At 40.1% G+C, this 14,696-nt stretch carries 16 protein-coding genes; 10 read left to right on the forward strand and 6 right to left on the reverse strand.

Annotation, left to right across the window (positions count from 1 at the left end; genetic code table 11):
* The first annotated feature begins 11 nt into the window (after positions 1 to 11).
* A complete protein-coding gene (locus MURRU_RS01645) occupies positions 12 to 1,547 on the forward strand; it encodes a family 20 glycosylhydrolase (protein ID WP_049789080.1) in 1,536 nt (511 codons plus the stop codon).
* Positions 1,548 to 1,550: 3 nt separating this feature from the next.
* On the opposite strand, the gene MURRU_RS01650 is transcribed toward MURRU_RS01645, so the two are convergent.
* Genes MURRU_RS01650 through ruvX form a run of 3 tightly spaced genes read right to left on the reverse strand, consistent with a single transcriptional unit; the run spans position 1,551 to position 3,055 of the window.
* Positions 1,551 to 1,994, reverse strand: a complete 444-nt coding sequence (locus MURRU_RS01650; RefSeq protein WP_014031671.1) for a DUF5606 family protein — start codon at positions 1,992 to 1,994, stop codon at positions 1,551 to 1,553.
* 55 nt (positions 1,995 to 2,049) lie between these two features.
* Complete coding sequence (gene def / locus MURRU_RS01655; protein WP_014031672.1) at positions 2,050 to 2,640, reverse strand: peptide deformylase; 591 nt, start codon at positions 2,638 to 2,640, stop codon at positions 2,050 to 2,052.
* Between the two features lie 4 nt (positions 2,641 to 2,644).
* The gene (gene ruvX / locus MURRU_RS01660) at positions 2,645 to 3,055 is read right to left on the reverse strand and encodes a Holliday junction resolvase RuvX (protein ID WP_014031673.1); all 411 of its coding nucleotides are present in this window, start codon (positions 3,053 to 3,055) and stop codon (positions 2,645 to 2,647) included.
* A gap of 100 nt (positions 3,056 to 3,155) precedes the next feature.
* On the opposite strand from ruvX, the gene MURRU_RS01665 reads away from it, so the two are divergent.
* Positions 3,156 to 3,971 carry a 2,3,4,5-tetrahydropyridine-2,6-dicarboxylate N-succinyltransferase gene (locus MURRU_RS01665; RefSeq protein ID WP_041801214.1) on the forward strand — a complete coding sequence of 272 codons (816 nt, stop codon included), beginning with the start codon at positions 3,156 to 3,158 and terminating at the stop codon, positions 3,969 to 3,971.
* Here MURRU_RS01665 and MURRU_RS01670 read toward each other — a convergent pair whose 3' ends face one another.
* A complete protein-coding gene (locus MURRU_RS01670) occupies positions 3,972 to 5,018 on the reverse strand; it encodes a glycosyltransferase (protein WP_014031675.1) in 1,047 nt (348 codons plus the stop codon).
* 94 nt (positions 5,019 to 5,112) lie between these two features.
* Here MURRU_RS01670 and glf point away from each other — a divergent pair, with 94 nt between their 5' ends.
* Together glf and MURRU_RS01680 are read left to right on the forward strand one after the other, a co-directional pair.
* The gene (glf, locus tag MURRU_RS01675) at positions 5,113 to 6,231 is read left to right on the forward strand and encodes a UDP-galactopyranose mutase (RefSeq protein WP_014031676.1); all 1,119 of its coding nucleotides are present in this window, start codon (positions 5,113 to 5,115) and stop codon (positions 6,229 to 6,231) included.
* A 190-nt stretch (positions 6,232 to 6,421) separates the two neighbouring features.
* The gene (locus MURRU_RS01680; RefSeq protein ID WP_014031677.1) at positions 6,422 to 7,225 is read left to right on the forward strand and encodes a glycosyltransferase family 2 protein; all 804 of its coding nucleotides are present in this window, start codon (positions 6,422 to 6,424) and stop codon (positions 7,223 to 7,225) included.
* Here the strand turns inward: MURRU_RS01680 and MURRU_RS01685 are convergent.
* Positions 7,207 to 8,040, reverse strand: coding sequence for a glycosyltransferase family 2 protein (locus MURRU_RS01685; protein ID WP_014031678.1), 834 nt, complete (start codon positions 8,038 to 8,040; stop codon positions 7,207 to 7,209). The two genes, MURRU_RS01680 and MURRU_RS01685, sit on opposite strands and share 19 nt — an antisense overlap.
* A 66-nt stretch (positions 8,041 to 8,106) precedes the next feature.
* Here MURRU_RS01685 and MURRU_RS01690 point away from each other — a divergent pair, with 66 nt between their 5' ends.
* The 6 genes from MURRU_RS01690 to MURRU_RS01715 are packed head-to-tail and all read left to right on the forward strand — an operon-like array spanning position 8,107 to position 13,580.
* Positions 8,107 to 8,955, forward strand: a complete 849-nt coding sequence (locus tag MURRU_RS01690; protein ID WP_014031679.1) for a Zn-dependent alcohol dehydrogenase — start codon at positions 8,107 to 8,109, stop codon at positions 8,953 to 8,955.
* On the forward strand, positions 8,927 to 9,487 hold the full coding sequence (locus MURRU_RS01695; RefSeq protein ID WP_014031680.1) for an L-threonylcarbamoyladenylate synthase: 561 nt from the start codon (positions 8,927 to 8,929) through the stop codon (positions 9,485 to 9,487). Before MURRU_RS01690 ends, MURRU_RS01695 begins: the two co-directional genes overlap by 29 nt.
* A 2-nt stretch (positions 9,488 to 9,489) precedes the next feature.
* Positions 9,490 to 10,920: a CCA tRNA nucleotidyltransferase gene (locus MURRU_RS01700; protein WP_014031681.1), complete on the forward strand. Its 1,431-nt coding sequence runs from the start codon at positions 9,490 to 9,492 to the stop codon at positions 10,918 to 10,920.
* Entirely contained in the window at positions 10,917 to 11,930 is a 1,014-nt protein-coding gene (locus tag MURRU_RS01705; protein WP_014031682.1) for a COX15/CtaA family protein, read from the forward strand. The genes MURRU_RS01700 and MURRU_RS01705 overlap by 4 nt, the downstream gene beginning before the upstream one ends.
* Positions 11,931 to 11,972: 42 nt before the next feature.
* Positions 11,973 to 12,476 carry an IS1096 element passenger TnpR family protein gene (locus MURRU_RS01710; protein WP_014031683.1) on the forward strand — a complete coding sequence of 168 codons (504 nt, stop codon included), beginning with the start codon at positions 11,973 to 11,975 and terminating at the stop codon, positions 12,474 to 12,476.
* 45 nt (positions 12,477 to 12,521) lie between these two features.
* A complete protein-coding gene (locus tag MURRU_RS01715) occupies positions 12,522 to 13,580 on the forward strand; it encodes a nucleoid-associated protein (RefSeq protein WP_014031684.1) in 1,059 nt (352 codons plus the stop codon).
* Here the strand turns inward: MURRU_RS01715 and MURRU_RS01720 are convergent.
* A complete protein-coding gene (locus MURRU_RS01720; RefSeq protein ID WP_014031685.1) occupies positions 13,577 to 14,653 on the reverse strand; it encodes a hypothetical protein in 1,077 nt (358 codons plus the stop codon). The two genes, MURRU_RS01715 and MURRU_RS01720, sit on opposite strands and share 4 nt — an antisense overlap.
* Positions 14,654 to 14,696 lie beyond the last annotated feature (43 nt).

A 14,696-nucleotide genomic window follows, 5' to 3' on the forward strand; every position in this document is an offset into this window, starting at 1 on the left:
CAGTTATCTGCATGGCAGCTTGCCAAACCGAAAAAAAGGAAATCAATTTTCCAAAAACAGACCTTGCCAAAGCTCCGTTGATTCCAAAACCCATTAAAACCATCCCAACAGGTAGCGCCTTTGGGCTGGATGCGAGCACTGCTATTTACACCTCGACCACAAACCCAGAGTTTGAGAAAGTGGGTAAATTGCTATCCGAAAACATAAAGACAAAGACTGGTCTGGATGTTGCGGTAAATGCTTCAACCGGGGAAAAATTAGAGCGATTGATCTACATTAACCAATCGGACAGCATTGATTTGGAGAGCCCGGAATCCTATCAGCTCTACATCAAAAAAGATTCGATTTTATTGAATGCCAAAACCGCTGCTGGGGCTTTTAGGGGTGTACAGACGCTTCGCCAACTCATTCCAGAAAAAAGCAATGATACGCTTACGGACCATCCTTTATGGCCCATCCCATCCGGAAAGATAATGGATGCCCCAAAATTTGGGTACCGTGGTTCCATGCTGGATGTTGCCAGACACTTTTTCACGGTTGAGGAAGTCAAAAAATACATTGATGCCTTGGCGTACTACAAATTTAACACGCTGCATTTGCATTTGTCGGATGATCAAGGGTGGCGGATTGAGATAAAATCTTGGCCTAAACTGACCGAGGTAGGCGGTGTCAGTGAAGTTGGTGGCGGCGAAGGTGGATTTTATACCCAAGAACAGTACAAGGATTTGCTTGCTTATGCCGCAGAGAGGCATATTACCATTGTACCTGAAATTGATATGCCGGGCCATACCAATGCAGCATCCTTGAGTTATCCTTTTTTACACTATGCTGGAGCAGAGACGCCTCGGGTACGAACCGACATGAAAGTAGGCTACAGCTCTTTTGATGCCAAAAAAGACACAGTTTACAGCTTTTTGGATGATGTTATCGGCGAAATTGCTGCAATGACTCCTGGCCCATACTTTCATATTGGAGGTGATGAAAGCCACGTGACCAAAAAGGATGATTACATTCTTTTTGTGGAAAAAGTGGAAAAAATTGTACAAAAGCACAACAAAAGAATGATCGGTTGGGACGAAATTGCACAGGCAGATATTGCCCCTAGCTCGGTAGTTCAATTATGGAACAATGCTGAAAATGCCTTGAACGCAGCTGAAAATGGTTCTAAAATTATTATTTCCCCTGCAAAAAAGGCCTATTTGGACATGAAATACGATTCCATCTCCGAATACGGATTGCACTGGGCAGGTTACATTCCTGTTGATGTTGGGTACAAATGGAATCCCGAAACTTATGCGGATGGGCTTGCCAAAGAAAATATTCTCGGGATTGAAGCTCCGCTGTGGTCGGAAACCATCAGCAACGGTACCGAATTGGAATATCTGGCCTTCCCACGAATAATTGGTTATGCCGAATTGGGATGGTCCCCGAGCGAACATTTAAATTGGGATGACTACAAAGAGCGCCTTGCCGCACAAGTTCCATACCTGAAAGCCATGCAGATCAATTACTACCCATCAAAATTGGTGGATTGGAAAAAAGAATAGTGTTTATTCTTCCTCTTCGGAGGCAGGAACAGTAGGTTCTTCAGCATCCTTTTCGTCTTCAACAAAATCAGTGATGTTGTTGTCGAGAAGGATGTTGTACCACTGTATAATTTTTTTGATGTCGCTAGCGTATACTCGGTCCTCATCATAATTGGGAAGCACTTCGAAGAAATACTCTTCCAACTCAATTTTTTCAGCCTTGTGGCTGATGGAAGTTTTTTTACCGTCTTCCTTTTCCTTGATTTTTTGGAACACTTCTTTTAGCGGAAGCTCTTCTTCCAAAGTGTAAATGGCGATCTCGGACAACACGCTTACATTGCTTCTTAAACCAACGGTTACACGTTTGCCATCCAAAAGGGATTCGCCAACAAAGCCACCCCTGGTCTGGGTCAATAATTTGTAAAGTCCTGGTTTACCTCCAATAGATAAAATCTTGTCTAATGCCATTTAAATAGTAATTTATGGGCGCAAAAATATGTTTTTATCGCAAACAGCAATTTTTTTAACGTCCTTTTTTGATTTTGGGAAACCTCATTCTATAATCCACATCGATTTTTCCTTTGGAAATCTTCTCCAATCGACTTTTTAAAAGACGCTTTCTCAGCGTTGAAAGCTTATCTGTGAACAAAATTCCCTCAATATGATCGTATTCGTGTTGAATCACTCGGGCCAAGAGGCCGTCATAGGTTTCGGTATGTTCTTTGAAATCCTCATCCAAATAGGTGATAGTGATTTCGGGCTTGCGTTTTACATCTTCACGGATATCGGGGATACTTAAACAGCCTTCGTTAAAGTCCCATTCTTTTCCGTTTTCCTCTTCAATTTTGGCATTGATGAATACTTTCTTGAAACCATCCAACTGCTCTTGCTCTTCCTTGGTCAACCCATCATCTTCTGCAAAAGGTGTGGTGTCCACCATAAACATTCTGATGGGAATCCCAACTTGCGGGGCGGCCAAACCAACGCCATGGGCATTGTACATGGTCTCCCACATGTTTGTTATCAATTCATCCAGTTTTGGATATTCTGGTGTAATATCCTTTGCCATTTTACGCAAAACGGGGTCTCCGTACGCTACTATGGGTAAAATCATAAAATCAATATCTGTTTAAGTATGCCTGCAAAATCAGCGTGGCACTTATTTCGTCAACCAGGGCCTTGTCCCTTCTTTTTTTCTTTTTCATTCCACTGTCCAGCATGGACCGTACCGCCATTTTAGAGGTAAACCGCTCGTCTTGGCGTTCCACGGGAATGGATGGAAACTTGGCTTTCAGTTTGTTTAAAAATCCTTGGATAAGCACTTCGGACTCGGATGCGGTATTGTCCATTTGTTTGGGCAAACCTACTACAAAACGTTCTACTGATTCCTTTTGCGTATACTTCGCCAAAAACGTCAACAAATCTTTGGTCTCAATGGTGGTCAATCCAGACGCAATCAATTGCAGTTCATCGGTAACTGCTATTCCCGTCCGCACCTTTCCAAAATCCAAAGCCAAAATTCTAGCCAAAATATTTTTTTGGCAAAAATAACCTTAAAAATGTTATGCGCTTAAAAATGGGAACCATAATTCTGCCATGGGGCTTATCTTTGTCAAAACTTTAAGAAAAATGACAGGATTAAGAACGCTGATTGAAAAAGCGTGGGACAATAGAGCGTTGTTGGAAGATGAAAAAACTCAAGTCGCCATACGTGAAGTAATAGACCTAATCGACTCGGGTGAGTTACGATGTGCTGAACCAACGGAAGATGGATGGCAGATCAACGAATGGGTTAAAAAAGCAGTGGTACTTTATTTCCCAATCCAAAAAATGGAAGTTTTAGAAGCTGGCATTTTTGAATATCATGACAAAATTCCATTGAAAAGAGGTTACAAAGAAAAAGGAGTCCGTGTAGTGCCACATGCCGTTGCAAGGCATGGAGCCTATATTTCCAAAGGGACCATTTTAATGCCCAGTTATGTAAACATTGGCGCTTATGTGGATGAAGGCTCCATGGTGGATACTTGGGCCACAGTTGGTAGCTGTGCACAGATAGGAAAGAATGTCCACTTAAGTGGAGGTGTAGGTATCGGTGGTGTATTGGAACCTTTGCAAGCAGCCCCTGTTATTATTGAAGATAATGCCTTTATCGGCTCTAGATGTATTGTTGTGGAAGGGGTACGTGTGGAAAGGGAAGCTGTTTTAGGTGCCAATGTGGTTTTGACGGCATCTACCAAAATCATTGATGTTACTGGAGACGAACCTGTTGAACTGAAAGGTCGTGTACCTTCGAGGTCTGTTGTAATTCCTGGAAGTTATACCAAAAAGTTCCCTGCTGGGGAGTATCAGGTGCCCTGTGCTTTGATCATAGGTAAAAGAAAAGAAAGTACGGATAAGAAAACTTCGCTGAACAATGCGCTTCGTGAGCACAATGTAGCGGTTTAACTACTTGTTCAACTGTTCCAAAGCATTACCAACGGCCACTTTTAAAAAATGGCCGTTGGTGATTTTTTCTCTTATTGTTTTTACATTGGAAATCATTTTTGAATAGGTTTCCTCATCGATACTATTAAGTTTTTCGGACAGTTCATCTAAAGATGAAATAGAAAATCCAATTTGTTCTTCTTCAATTAATTTGGCAACCGCTGCCTTATCCCAAACAATAACTGGTAATCCTGCCAATAAATACAATGAGGTTTTATGTGGATTGTTGTATTGGATGTATTTGCCAAAGGCTCCATCACATTCTTTAATGGCGTTCCCGTTCCACACCAAACCAAAATTTCCTTTCATTTTATCCAAAACCTCATCTGGGGCAAAAACTCCTTGATAATCCAATATGGAACTTGTTCCTGCTTTTTCCTTTTGATAACCATTTCCGTAAAGTCTCAGTATAAAATCTGTTCCTTCCAACTCATTCGCCTTGTAAAGAAATGCGCTTTTTTCCATACCCAAGCCTCCAGCAAAAACTACATCCCTTCCAACGCTATCTGACATTTCGGGCAAATTCTGCCCCGTAGCCAATAAATAATCGAACAGATACAACGACACCATTTTCCCCTTATACCCGTTTTCTGCAAACCACTTCATCATCACCTCGTTGTGCAACACCAGGACATCGGCTTTATTAAAGCGTTTCATTTCCTTTTTTACATCCTTGTTTTTGCCCATGAGGGTTTTTACATCATGGACAATCAAAATAATTTTACAACCCTTGAGTTTGGCAATCCCGATCTTGTAATTAAAAAACTTGCTGAGCGGGTACTGCATGCACAGGATGGATGAAAATGGCAATACAATCAATCCTTTGGTAATTCCAAAAAAACTAATAATGGCTCCAAGAGCCGAACTTGGATGATTGCTTTGCTTAAACCCTATGTTTTTAAATCCTATTTTGGACAAAACGTTTTCGCAATCCATTTTGGGCTTGGATGCGGCATTTTTGGAAAATTTATAATTTCTGGAAATATAGAATAGGTTAGTGTTTTGCATTGTATGGTGTTTATGCTCCAAAAATATTCTTTTTAGGCAGCTAATCCATAAATTGCGACCAACCATTTGTTAAAGCTATTAAAACACTGACCTAATGAAAAACAGTCCCAAATATGATTATTTAATTGTTGGCGCAGGACTTTATGGTGCCGTTTTCGCACGCGAGGCAACCAAACACGGCAAAAAATGTTTGATAATTGACAAAAGAAACCATCTTGGTGGAAATACCTACTGCGAGGAAATCGAAGGAATCAACGTACATAAATACGGTGCACATATTTTCCATACCAACGACAAACCTATTTGGGACTATGTGAACAGTTTTGTCCTATTCAATAGATACACCAACTCCCCGTTGGCAAACTTTGAAGGAAAGTTATACAATCTACCGTTCAACATGAACACCTTTTACCAACTTTGGGGCACAAAAACCCCTGAGGAAGCAAAGGCAGTTCTTGATAAACAGACCAATAAATATAACAGCATCAACCCTTCCAATCTTGAAGAACAGGCCCTAAAACTTGTTGGGGATGATATTTATAAAAAACTTATAAAGGGATATACCGAAAAGCAATGGGGTAGAAAAGCCAGCGAACTCCCGGCCTTTATCATTAAAAGATTACCCTTAAGGTTTACTTACGACAACAATTATTTTAACGATGCTTATCAAGGCATACCCATTGGTGGATACAATAAATTGATACAAGGATTACTGAAGCATGTAGAATGCAGGACAAATGTGGACTTTTTTAAGGAAAAAGAAAGTTTAACCGAGTTGGCTCAGCAGGTCGTGTTTACAGGGAAAATAGACGAGTATTTTGATTACTGCCATGGTAAACTCGAGTATCGAGGCTTGGATTTTAAACATGAAGTACTAGATCAATCCAATTACCAAGGGAATGCAGTCGTAAACTATACAGAAGCAAAAATTCCGTTTACAAGAATCATAGAGCACAAACATTTTGAATTTGGCAACCAAAAGGCTACAGTGATCACAAAAGAATACCCTCTGGAAGCCTCATCGGATAAAGAACCGTACTATCCCATTAACGACACCAAGAATACCAAAATTTTTAAAGCATATCAAGAAATGGCAAAGAAAGAGACCACTATTTTTGGAGGACGACTGGCCGAATACAAATATTACGATATGCATCAGGTAATAGGTGCGGCCCTTAGCAAAACAAGAAAACTATTTATAGAAAAATCTTAATTAAATACGCAACTCTTGGCCCTGAATCCCGTCTAAACAATAAATGAAAATGCCCCAATTAAAGTTTTAACAAAAAGTAAGTAGGGAAATTGAAGAGTTGATTGTTTGTAAGAAAAAGAAGCGTTCAAACAATTTTTACGCTACTTTTTTGTTATAGCTTTGTAAAAATTAAACACTACACCAATAAATTATGGCTGAATTACGCGCCCCAAAGCAAAAAATATCAGCACTTGTGATTACCTACAATGAAATGGGATACATTGAAAAATGTATCGATTCCGTTTCCTTTGCCGACGAAATTTTAGTGGTTGATTCTTACAGTACCGATGGAACCTATGAATATCTTTTGAACCATCCAAAAGTCAGGGTAATCCAAAATCCTTTTGAAAATTTTACGGCTCAAAAATCGTTCACACTTAAACAGGCAATAAATGATTGGGTCTTGTTTTTGGATGCAGACGAGGTGGTTACCGAAAGCCTTCAGGAAGAAATTATCGATACTATAAACGACCCTAATGCCCATGAGGCCTATTGGTTTTACAGAAAATTTATGTTCCAAAGCGAGCCTCTAAATTTTAGCGGATGGCAGACCGACAAAAATTATAGACTGTTCCGGAAGAGCAAAGCTCATTTCACCGATAGAAAAATTGTACACGAAACTTTGGTTGTCGATGGCAAGTCTGGCATTCTAAAAGAAAAATTGATTCACTTCTGCTACAAAGATTATGAAGACTACAAAGGTAAAATGCTCAAATACGGCAGATTAAAGGCCAAAGAAGACTTTTACAAGGAAAAGCATTTCAATTACCTTTTGATGACAGTAAAACCTATCTGGAAATTCTTCAACCATTACATTTTACGTCTCGGATTTTTGGATGGTAAAAAAGGGTGGACCATTTGCTACTTGAACGCACTTGGTGTTTTTGAAAGGTTCAAAGAGTTAAAACGATTGGAAAAAAAGAACGAGCTTGCCTATTATTTGGTAATGCCGTAGTGCGTCCAAACCATTTTATTGGATTTGGTTTCCTTTCTAATAGCTTGGTTCTTGGCAATGGATTCAGGTGTTTTATATCCCCTTTTATGGTCTAAGTGCACACAAACCGCACTATATCGCAACTGTTTCGATTTTATCCCAAAATTGAACAACCGCTCCCCCAATTCTCGGTCCTGTCCGCCATACTGCATACGCTCGTCAAAACCGTTTACGTTTAAAATATCCTTTTTCCAACCCGAGGAATTATGACCGTTCCAGCTCGCATTGGTCGGAGTAAAAGTGTTTAGCAATTTGGATATAACTCCATTCGCAGTAAGCTTGTTGTTCTTAAAAGTTTTGGGAATACCTTTTTTCTTGAGCCAATGAATATTAAAGCAATTCTGTTTTTCAATATCTTCAAGGGTAATCATTTTGGAAATGTTCATGGGCAGCATGTAATACCCCCCCGATATAAAATAACCAGGCTCTTTGTTAATGTAGTGCACCTCAACAAAATCTTCTCGTGGAATGCAGTCACCATCCGTCATAATAATATAATCGGCATTGCTGGCCTCCACAGCTTTATTAAGAATTCTTGACTTCTGGAACCCATCGTCCTCTTGCCATACATGGACAATATTGTAAAAGACCTTTTTAGACATCTCTTCCAATAACTCCTTGGTTTTAGGGCCGGAACCATCATCGGCAATAACCACCTCAAAATCCTTGAAAATTTGGCAGTTGAATCCCCACAGCACTTTTTTCAGCCACTCTTCGGCATTATAAGTGCTTACAATTACTGATATTTTGGGTGTTTCCGTTTCCTTTTGGTTCATCTGAGCAAAAATAGAAATATTAAATGTTATCTCATATCCTTAATTTTGTGATTCTAAACTTCCAGAATGAAGGTCAAAGAAATTCCTGTTTCACTTTTTCATCAAGCTAATTTGACTTGGCAATCTAAGGAGAAGCTTCTATCCAATAAGAAACAGATTCCAGTAATAGTTTCGTTGGCTTCAATCCCATCAAGGTTAAACATTGTACACCTTACCATTCGGAGCTTGCTGAATCAAGATGTGTTACCAGATAAAATTGTGCTTTGGCTCCATAAAGATTTAATGCACAAAATCCCTAAAAAACTGAACGCCTTGATTGGGGACTTGTTCACTATTGAATTTACGGACTATTACAGTTCACATAGAAAACTTGTAGAACCTCTTAAGCGTTTTCCAAAAAAAGCTATCATCACATGTGATGATGATATGATGTACCGGAAAAACTGGCTGTCAAAATTGTATGAAGCGCATCAAAAGAATCCAGATAAAATTATAGCCAATCAAACCCGATGCATTACTTATGATGAATCAGGGGAACTGCTGCCGTACAAGCAATGGAAACCAAATGAATCAGGCTGTGAAAACCCTAAATTAACATTGCCCATTGGTGCTGGCGGTACTTTTTATCCACCCAACACCATGGATGAACAGGTTTTCGACAAAGACCTATTTTTAAAACTTGCATCAAATGCAGACGATCTTTGGTTTAAGGTCATGGGACTTTTAAAAAATACCGTTTCAATACAAGCCGCCAATACCGGAAAGGACCCCATCCCTATTTGGGGTTCACAAAAGGTTTCCTTGAAAAAAGGGAATATTGGGATGGACAAAAACAGGACGCAATGGATGGCCTTGACCAACCATTTTAATCTAAAATTCGAGAACATTGATCGAAGAAATCAACAACTGCAATAAAATACTCCAAGAAGGTGGACTCATCCTCTACCCTACCGATACGGTCTGGGGCATAGGCTGCGATGCCACCAACCCCGAAGCCGTTAAAAAAGTATACGCCCTCAAAAAAAGAGAAGACACCAAAGCCCTTATCTGTTTGGTGGCCAACCAAGCCATGTTGGAACGCCATGTAAAAGAAGTGCCCGATGTGGCCTACGATATTATGGATCTGGCCACAAAACCTACCACCATTGTGTTTGATAATCCCATCGGCATCGCCAGCAATCTAGTGGCTGAAGATAATACATTAGCTATTCGGGTGGCTTCCGATAAATTCTGCCAATACCTCATCAATAAATTCAGAAAACCAATAGTTTCCACATCCGCCAATATTTCGGGTAATCCCGCCCCAAAACAATTCAAGGATATTGATGAAGAAATTTTAAAAGGAGTGGACTATGTGGTAAATTTGCCCGATGAAAATATAAACCCTTCCCCATCCTCTATTATTAAATTGAGCAATGACGGACAGGTGAAGATTATTCGGGAATAATAATGGCGAAGGAATTCCATACAGAGGCAATACAGCATCCTATTTTTAAACTTATTGGAGAAGCTTCGGATGAGTTGGGAGTGGATTCTTATGTAATCGGCGGTTTTGTGCGTGATTACTTTTTAAAACGAAACACTCCAAAGGACATAGATATTGTCGCCATTGGCAGTGGAATCGAATTGGCCAAAAAAGTGGCATCCAAGTTAAAAGGAAAACCAGAGATTTCCGTTTTCAAAAACTTTGGCACCGCCATGATCAAACACAAAGATCTGGAATTGGAATTTGTGGGCGCCCGAAAAGAAAGCTACAATCGCGATAGCCGAAAACCCATTGTGGAAGACGGCACCTTGGAAGATGACCAGAACCGTCGCGATTTTACCATAAATGCCATGGCCTTGACGCTGAACCAAGAAAACTTCGGGAAGTTGCTAGATCCTTTTGGAGGATTGGCAGATTTGGACAAAGAAATTATACGCACCCCTTTAGAGCCGGGCATTACTTATTCTGATGACCCATTACGGATGATGCGCGCCATTCGTTTTGCCACACAATTACACTTTACGATTGAACTACAATCACTCCAGGCCATTACCGAGAACAAGGACCGCATTAAAATAGTGTCCAAAGAACGTATCGTGGACGAGCTACACAAAATTTTGATGAGTTCCAAACCATCTGTTGGTTTTAAATTGATGCACCAAACAGAACTTCTTCCATTGATTCTACCTGAACTAACGGCACTACAAGGAATAGAGGAAAAGGAAGGACAACGCCACAAGGACAACTTTTGGCATACCTTGGAGGTGGTTGATAATATTGCAAAAACCACCGACAACCTTTGGTTGCGCTGGGCCGCATTGTTGCACGACATCGGGAAGGCACCCACCAAAAAATTCCATAAAAAAATTGGTTGGACCTTCCACGCGCACGAATTTGTGGGCTCAAAAATGGTCTACAAACTCTTCAAAAGGTTGCGAATGCCTTTGAACGAGAAAATGAAGTTCGTTCAAAAAATGGTGTTGATGAGCTCAAGGCCCATCATACTATCCGAAGACCATGTAACCGATTCCGCGGTAAGGCGATTGGTTTTTGATGCGGGCGATGCTGTGGAAGACCTGATGACTTTGTGCGAGGCCGACATTACGACCAAGAACCCGCGCAAACAGAAAAAGTACAAGAATAATTTTAAGATAGTCCGCCAAAAAATAGTCGAGGTAGAAGAACGGGACCACATCCGAAACTTTCAGCCTCCTGTTTCCGGTGAAGAAATAATGAAAACCTTCAACCTAAAGCCCTCCAAAGAGATAGGAGTCATAAAAGATGCGATTAAAGAAGCCATTCTAGAGGGAGAAATTCCCAATGAGTATGAAGCCGCCTACAATTTTATGTTGGAAAAAGGCAAAAAAATGAATCTAAAAGTCCACTCCGAATGAAGAAGAACAAATATGTAGTGTATTGGTTGTTAACAGGATGCTTTCTGATTTTTGTGATGGTTTTGGTGGGAGGCATTACGCGCCTAACCCACTCCGGACTTTCCATTTCGGATTATAAATTGATACAGGGCACCATACCGCCAATGAACGAGCAGGAATGGCAAGAAGCCTTTGAATTGTACCAGCAATATCCAGAATACCAAAAGCTCAATAATCATTTCGGAATCGAGGAGTTCAAGGATATCTATTTTTGGGAATGGTTGCACAGGGTTATTGGTAGATTTATAGGCGTGGTATTCATTTTGCCGTTCCTGTACTTTTTGTTCACTAAAAAACTGGACAGACCCACGATAAAAAAATGTTTGATTCTGCTCTTTATGGGTGGATTCCAAGGTTTTTTGGGCTGGTATATGGTCAAAAGTGGCCTTGTGGACCGTCCCGATGTGTCTCACTATAGGTTGGCAGCGCACTTGACCACGGCATTCCTCACCTTTGCCTATAGTTTGTGGGTGGCACTGGACCTTATTTATCCAGAACGAAAAGAAATCAATATAAAAACCAGGAACCTGATTCGAGTTGGACTAGTTCTGCTTTTGATACAGATTATCTGGGGTGCCTTTGTGGCAGGTTTGGACGCAGGTTTTATACACAATCATTGGCCCTTGATGAACGAAGGCAAACTGATGCACGAAACCGTGTACATTGAACAACAACCCGTCATCAAAAACTTTTATGAGGGGAAAAGCGGGGTTCAGTTTGTACACCGATACCTAGCTTATGTTGTTGTTGGTTTTATTACATTGATTTGGTACAGAACTCGAAAAATACAAACGACCCCACTTCAAGAAAAAGGATTAAAAACCCTTTTGGCCTTGGTTTTTGTTCAATTTTTATTGGGTGTGCTCACGCTTATTTACGCTGTGCCCCTTTGGTTGGGAATTGCGCATCAAATTGGGGCATTTTTCCTTTTGGCAGCAATGACTTTTACCTTGCACAGGTTCGCCAAATAAGGTCTATTATTGTACCTTTGTGCCCACTCTAAAATTTTATGGATGATTTATAAAATCAGGATAATACTTGATGCTGAGGAAGATATCTTTCGCGATATCGAAATTGAAGACCAAAGTAATTTGGAAGATTTCCACAATGCCATAACCCAAGCTTTTGGTTTTGAAGGGAGTGAAATGGCTTCTTTTTACACTTGTGATGAAGAATGGAACCAAGATGAGGAAATTGCCCTTTTTGATATGAGCGAGAGCGGTTCCGATATCCGATTGATGAACGAAACCGCTTTGGATGATGTTTTGACGGAGAATAGCCCGAAAATGATCTATGTGTACGACTTTTTTAGCATGTGGACCTTTTTTGTGGAACTTGCCGATATTGTTGACAAGGAAGATGGCAAGGTATACCCGAACCTACTCTTCACTTTTGGGGAGCTCCCCGATGCCCCGCCAGAAAAAAAATTTGAAGCAAAGCCCAGTGATGATGAGGGGAATTTTGACGACCTCTTAGATCGGTACGATGATATGGACTTTGATGAAAATTGGAATTAAACCTACGCTTGACCTAAGTTTTAACCATTAACACTTTACCTAAAAATGCTAAACCTATATTCCGCCCAGATTGAAAGTATTTCGCTTCACCGTGTTGGCAATAAAAGTAAAAACGAATCCGCTTTTTTATCCGCAGAGCCATTTTCGCTCAACGATGAAATGGCCGGTCTCTTAAAGGAATACTTTTTTAAACCCTTTAGGGAAAAAGAGGAAAACTATTATAAGTTTAGCCACGAAGTGGACTTGGAATTCAATGAGATTTGTACAGCGGTCACGGGAATTTTCGAAAATCCATCCGACAACCACAGACTTTCCAAAAAAATAACCACCCACCTGTATGAACAATCCAACCATCCACATATAAAAAGTGGGGAGGTTTATGTGGTTCACTTTTCAGATATGTTGATCGACAACCAAAAAACGGATGCCGTAGGTATTTTTAAAAGTGAATTGAAGCACGATTTCCTTCAATTTGAGGAAAAAGCACAAAATTTGGAGATTTTGATTCGCCAAGGAATCAATGTTAACAAGTTGGACAAGGGGTGTATTGTTTTCAACACAAGCAAAGAAGAAGGTTACAAGGTACTTTCAGTAGACAGCAATAGGTACGATGCAAAATATTGGTTGGAGAACTTTTTGGGCGTTGCTCCATTGACGGATGAAAACTTTTATACCAAGAACTACCTTAAATTCTGTCAAAACTTTGCAAAAGATGTTGTTTTACCTGCTGAGGACAAGCAACAGGAAGTAATGTTCATGAACCGTGCTGTGAACCACTTTGCCAAAAACGACAATTTTGAGGAAACCTCATTTTTGAACGAAGTGATGGAAAATCCAGAGTTGATTCCCGAGTTTAAGCACTACAAGGTGGAAAAAGGGCCAAAATACAGCATTGGGGACGTTTCCAATTTTGATATAGCCAACAAGGCAGTGAGCGATGCCCGTAAAAAGATAAAAAACGTTATCAATTTAGATACCAACATTCAGATTAAAATGGATTTCATCAATCCGGAATCCGCGGAAAAATTTGTGGAAAAAGGTTGGGACGAGGAAAGGCAGATGTATTACTATTTAGTGTATTTCAACAAGGAACAGAAAAGTTAGAATTTCTTTTCTATAATCTGTTTCATACTTACATCCTCGTAGTTTCGCTTCACAAAATCCAGGGCGTGGATCAATACCTCTCCCATGGTGTTGCTGTCCCTGAAATTAATATCTCCCGTCAGTTCCAACAATTGAGTTTTAAGCATCTCTATATTTTCTGGCGGGGCAATGGTGTCTTCTTTGCATATATCCAACAGTCGTTTTAGTCTTCTGCCCCAACTCAATATTCTTTTGGCAATAATGGAACGTTCCTCTACAATGTACTGGTTTACGGAATCAATGGTCAATTTATCCTGCACCAAATCAACCATTGTTTTATTCTCCTTAAAAAATTGGGGGCGGTACACTTTTATTTTTCCCTCATAACATTGTTGGTCAAAATCGATGGCCCTTATCTTATAGACCACACTATCAAAATCGTGGGTAGGAACTATAACATAGTTATAGGAACGCATATCACCCAGCAAACGAATCATACATCGTTCGTTAAATTTTACGAACTCCTTGGCAATCTGCGCTTTATCGAATTCGGTACACTTTGGCAGGTTTTTCTTCATAAAAACATCCCCTGGTATACCAACAATGTGTTCTTCGATCAATGTATTTTCGTAAATCACAAAATTGAGATTGTACGGAGATAGCATGTGTTCGAGCTCCAAGCCATAGACACGGGAGGCATCGGTCTTTTTTACATAGAGCAGGGTATAGTTATCGTTCAAAATGTTACGCACCTTTATCCTGAAAGGTTTGGAGTTCCCAAAAGTGCAATAGTCTACATAATCCACATTCAAGTATGGAAAAATGGAATCGCTACCATCCGACACAAAATTGGAGTAGACGCGCTTTAGGGCAAGGTCGATTTCATCGCGGTCAAACTCTGGATAGAACACCCTTACCCAAAGGGTATCCTCATCGTTGGCATCGTATACGGCAACACTTCCCGAAAAACGAAGCAGGTCATCATAATGGATGGGAATCTCTATTTTTCGATTGTAATATTTCAAATATTTGTCCAAATCCTTACTTATGGGATAGGCAGGTTTCTTTTTCGACATCAACTTTTCTTCCGACATTGTATTTGATTATTTTGTAACAAATTGCAATATACTTCGTCAA

This window comes from Allomuricauda ruestringensis DSM 13258 (assembly GCF_000224085.1).
GTDB lineage: Bacteria > Bacteroidota > Bacteroidia > Flavobacteriales > Flavobacteriaceae > Flagellimonas > Flagellimonas ruestringensis.

Excerpts from the sequence above, each read along its gene's own strand:
- MURRU_RS01720 (WP_014031685.1), bottom strand. The coding sequence starts at position 14,653 with ATGTCGGAAGAAAAGTTGATGTCGAAAAAGAAACCTGCCTATCCCATA.
- MURRU_RS01685 (WP_014031678.1), bottom strand. The coding sequence starts at position 8,040 with ATGAACCAAAAGGAAACGGAAACACCCAAAATATCAGTAATTGTAAGC.
- MURRU_RS01670 (WP_014031675.1), bottom strand. The coding sequence starts at position 5,018 with ATGCAAAACACTAACCTATTCTATATTTCCAGAAATTATAAATTTTCC.
- MURRU_RS01715 (WP_014031684.1), top strand. The coding sequence starts at position 12,522 with ATGCTAAACCTATATTCCGCCCAGATTGAAAGTATTTCGCTTCACCGT.
- MURRU_RS01700 (WP_014031681.1), top strand. The coding sequence starts at position 9,490 with ATGGCGAAGGAATTCCATACAGAGGCAATACAGCATCCTATTTTTAAA.
- MURRU_RS01650 (WP_014031671.1), bottom strand. The coding sequence starts at position 1,994 with ATGGCATTAGACAAGATTTTATCTATTGGAGGTAAACCAGGACTTTAC.
- MURRU_RS01665 (WP_041801214.1), top strand. The coding sequence starts at position 3,156 with ATGACAGGATTAAGAACGCTGATTGAAAAAGCGTGGGACAATAGAGCG.
- MURRU_RS01690 (WP_014031679.1), top strand. The coding sequence starts at position 8,107 with ATGAAGGTCAAAGAAATTCCTGTTTCACTTTTTCATCAAGCTAATTTG.
- MURRU_RS01645 (WP_049789080.1), top strand. The coding sequence starts at position 12 with ATGGCAGCTTGCCAAACCGAAAAAAAGGAAATCAATTTTCCAAAAACA.
- MURRU_RS01680 (WP_014031677.1), top strand. The coding sequence starts at position 6,422 with ATGGCTGAATTACGCGCCCCAAAGCAAAAAATATCAGCACTTGTGATT.
- glf (WP_014031676.1), top strand. The coding sequence starts at position 5,113 with ATGAAAAACAGTCCCAAATATGATTATTTAATTGTTGGCGCAGGACTT.
- MURRU_RS01710 (WP_014031683.1), top strand. The coding sequence starts at position 11,973 with ATGATTTATAAAATCAGGATAATACTTGATGCTGAGGAAGATATCTTT.
- MURRU_RS01705 (WP_014031682.1), top strand. The coding sequence starts at position 10,917 with ATGAAGAAGAACAAATATGTAGTGTATTGGTTGTTAACAGGATGCTTT.
- def (WP_014031672.1), bottom strand. The coding sequence starts at position 2,640 with ATGATTTTACCCATAGTAGCGTACGGAGACCCCGTTTTGCGTAAAATG.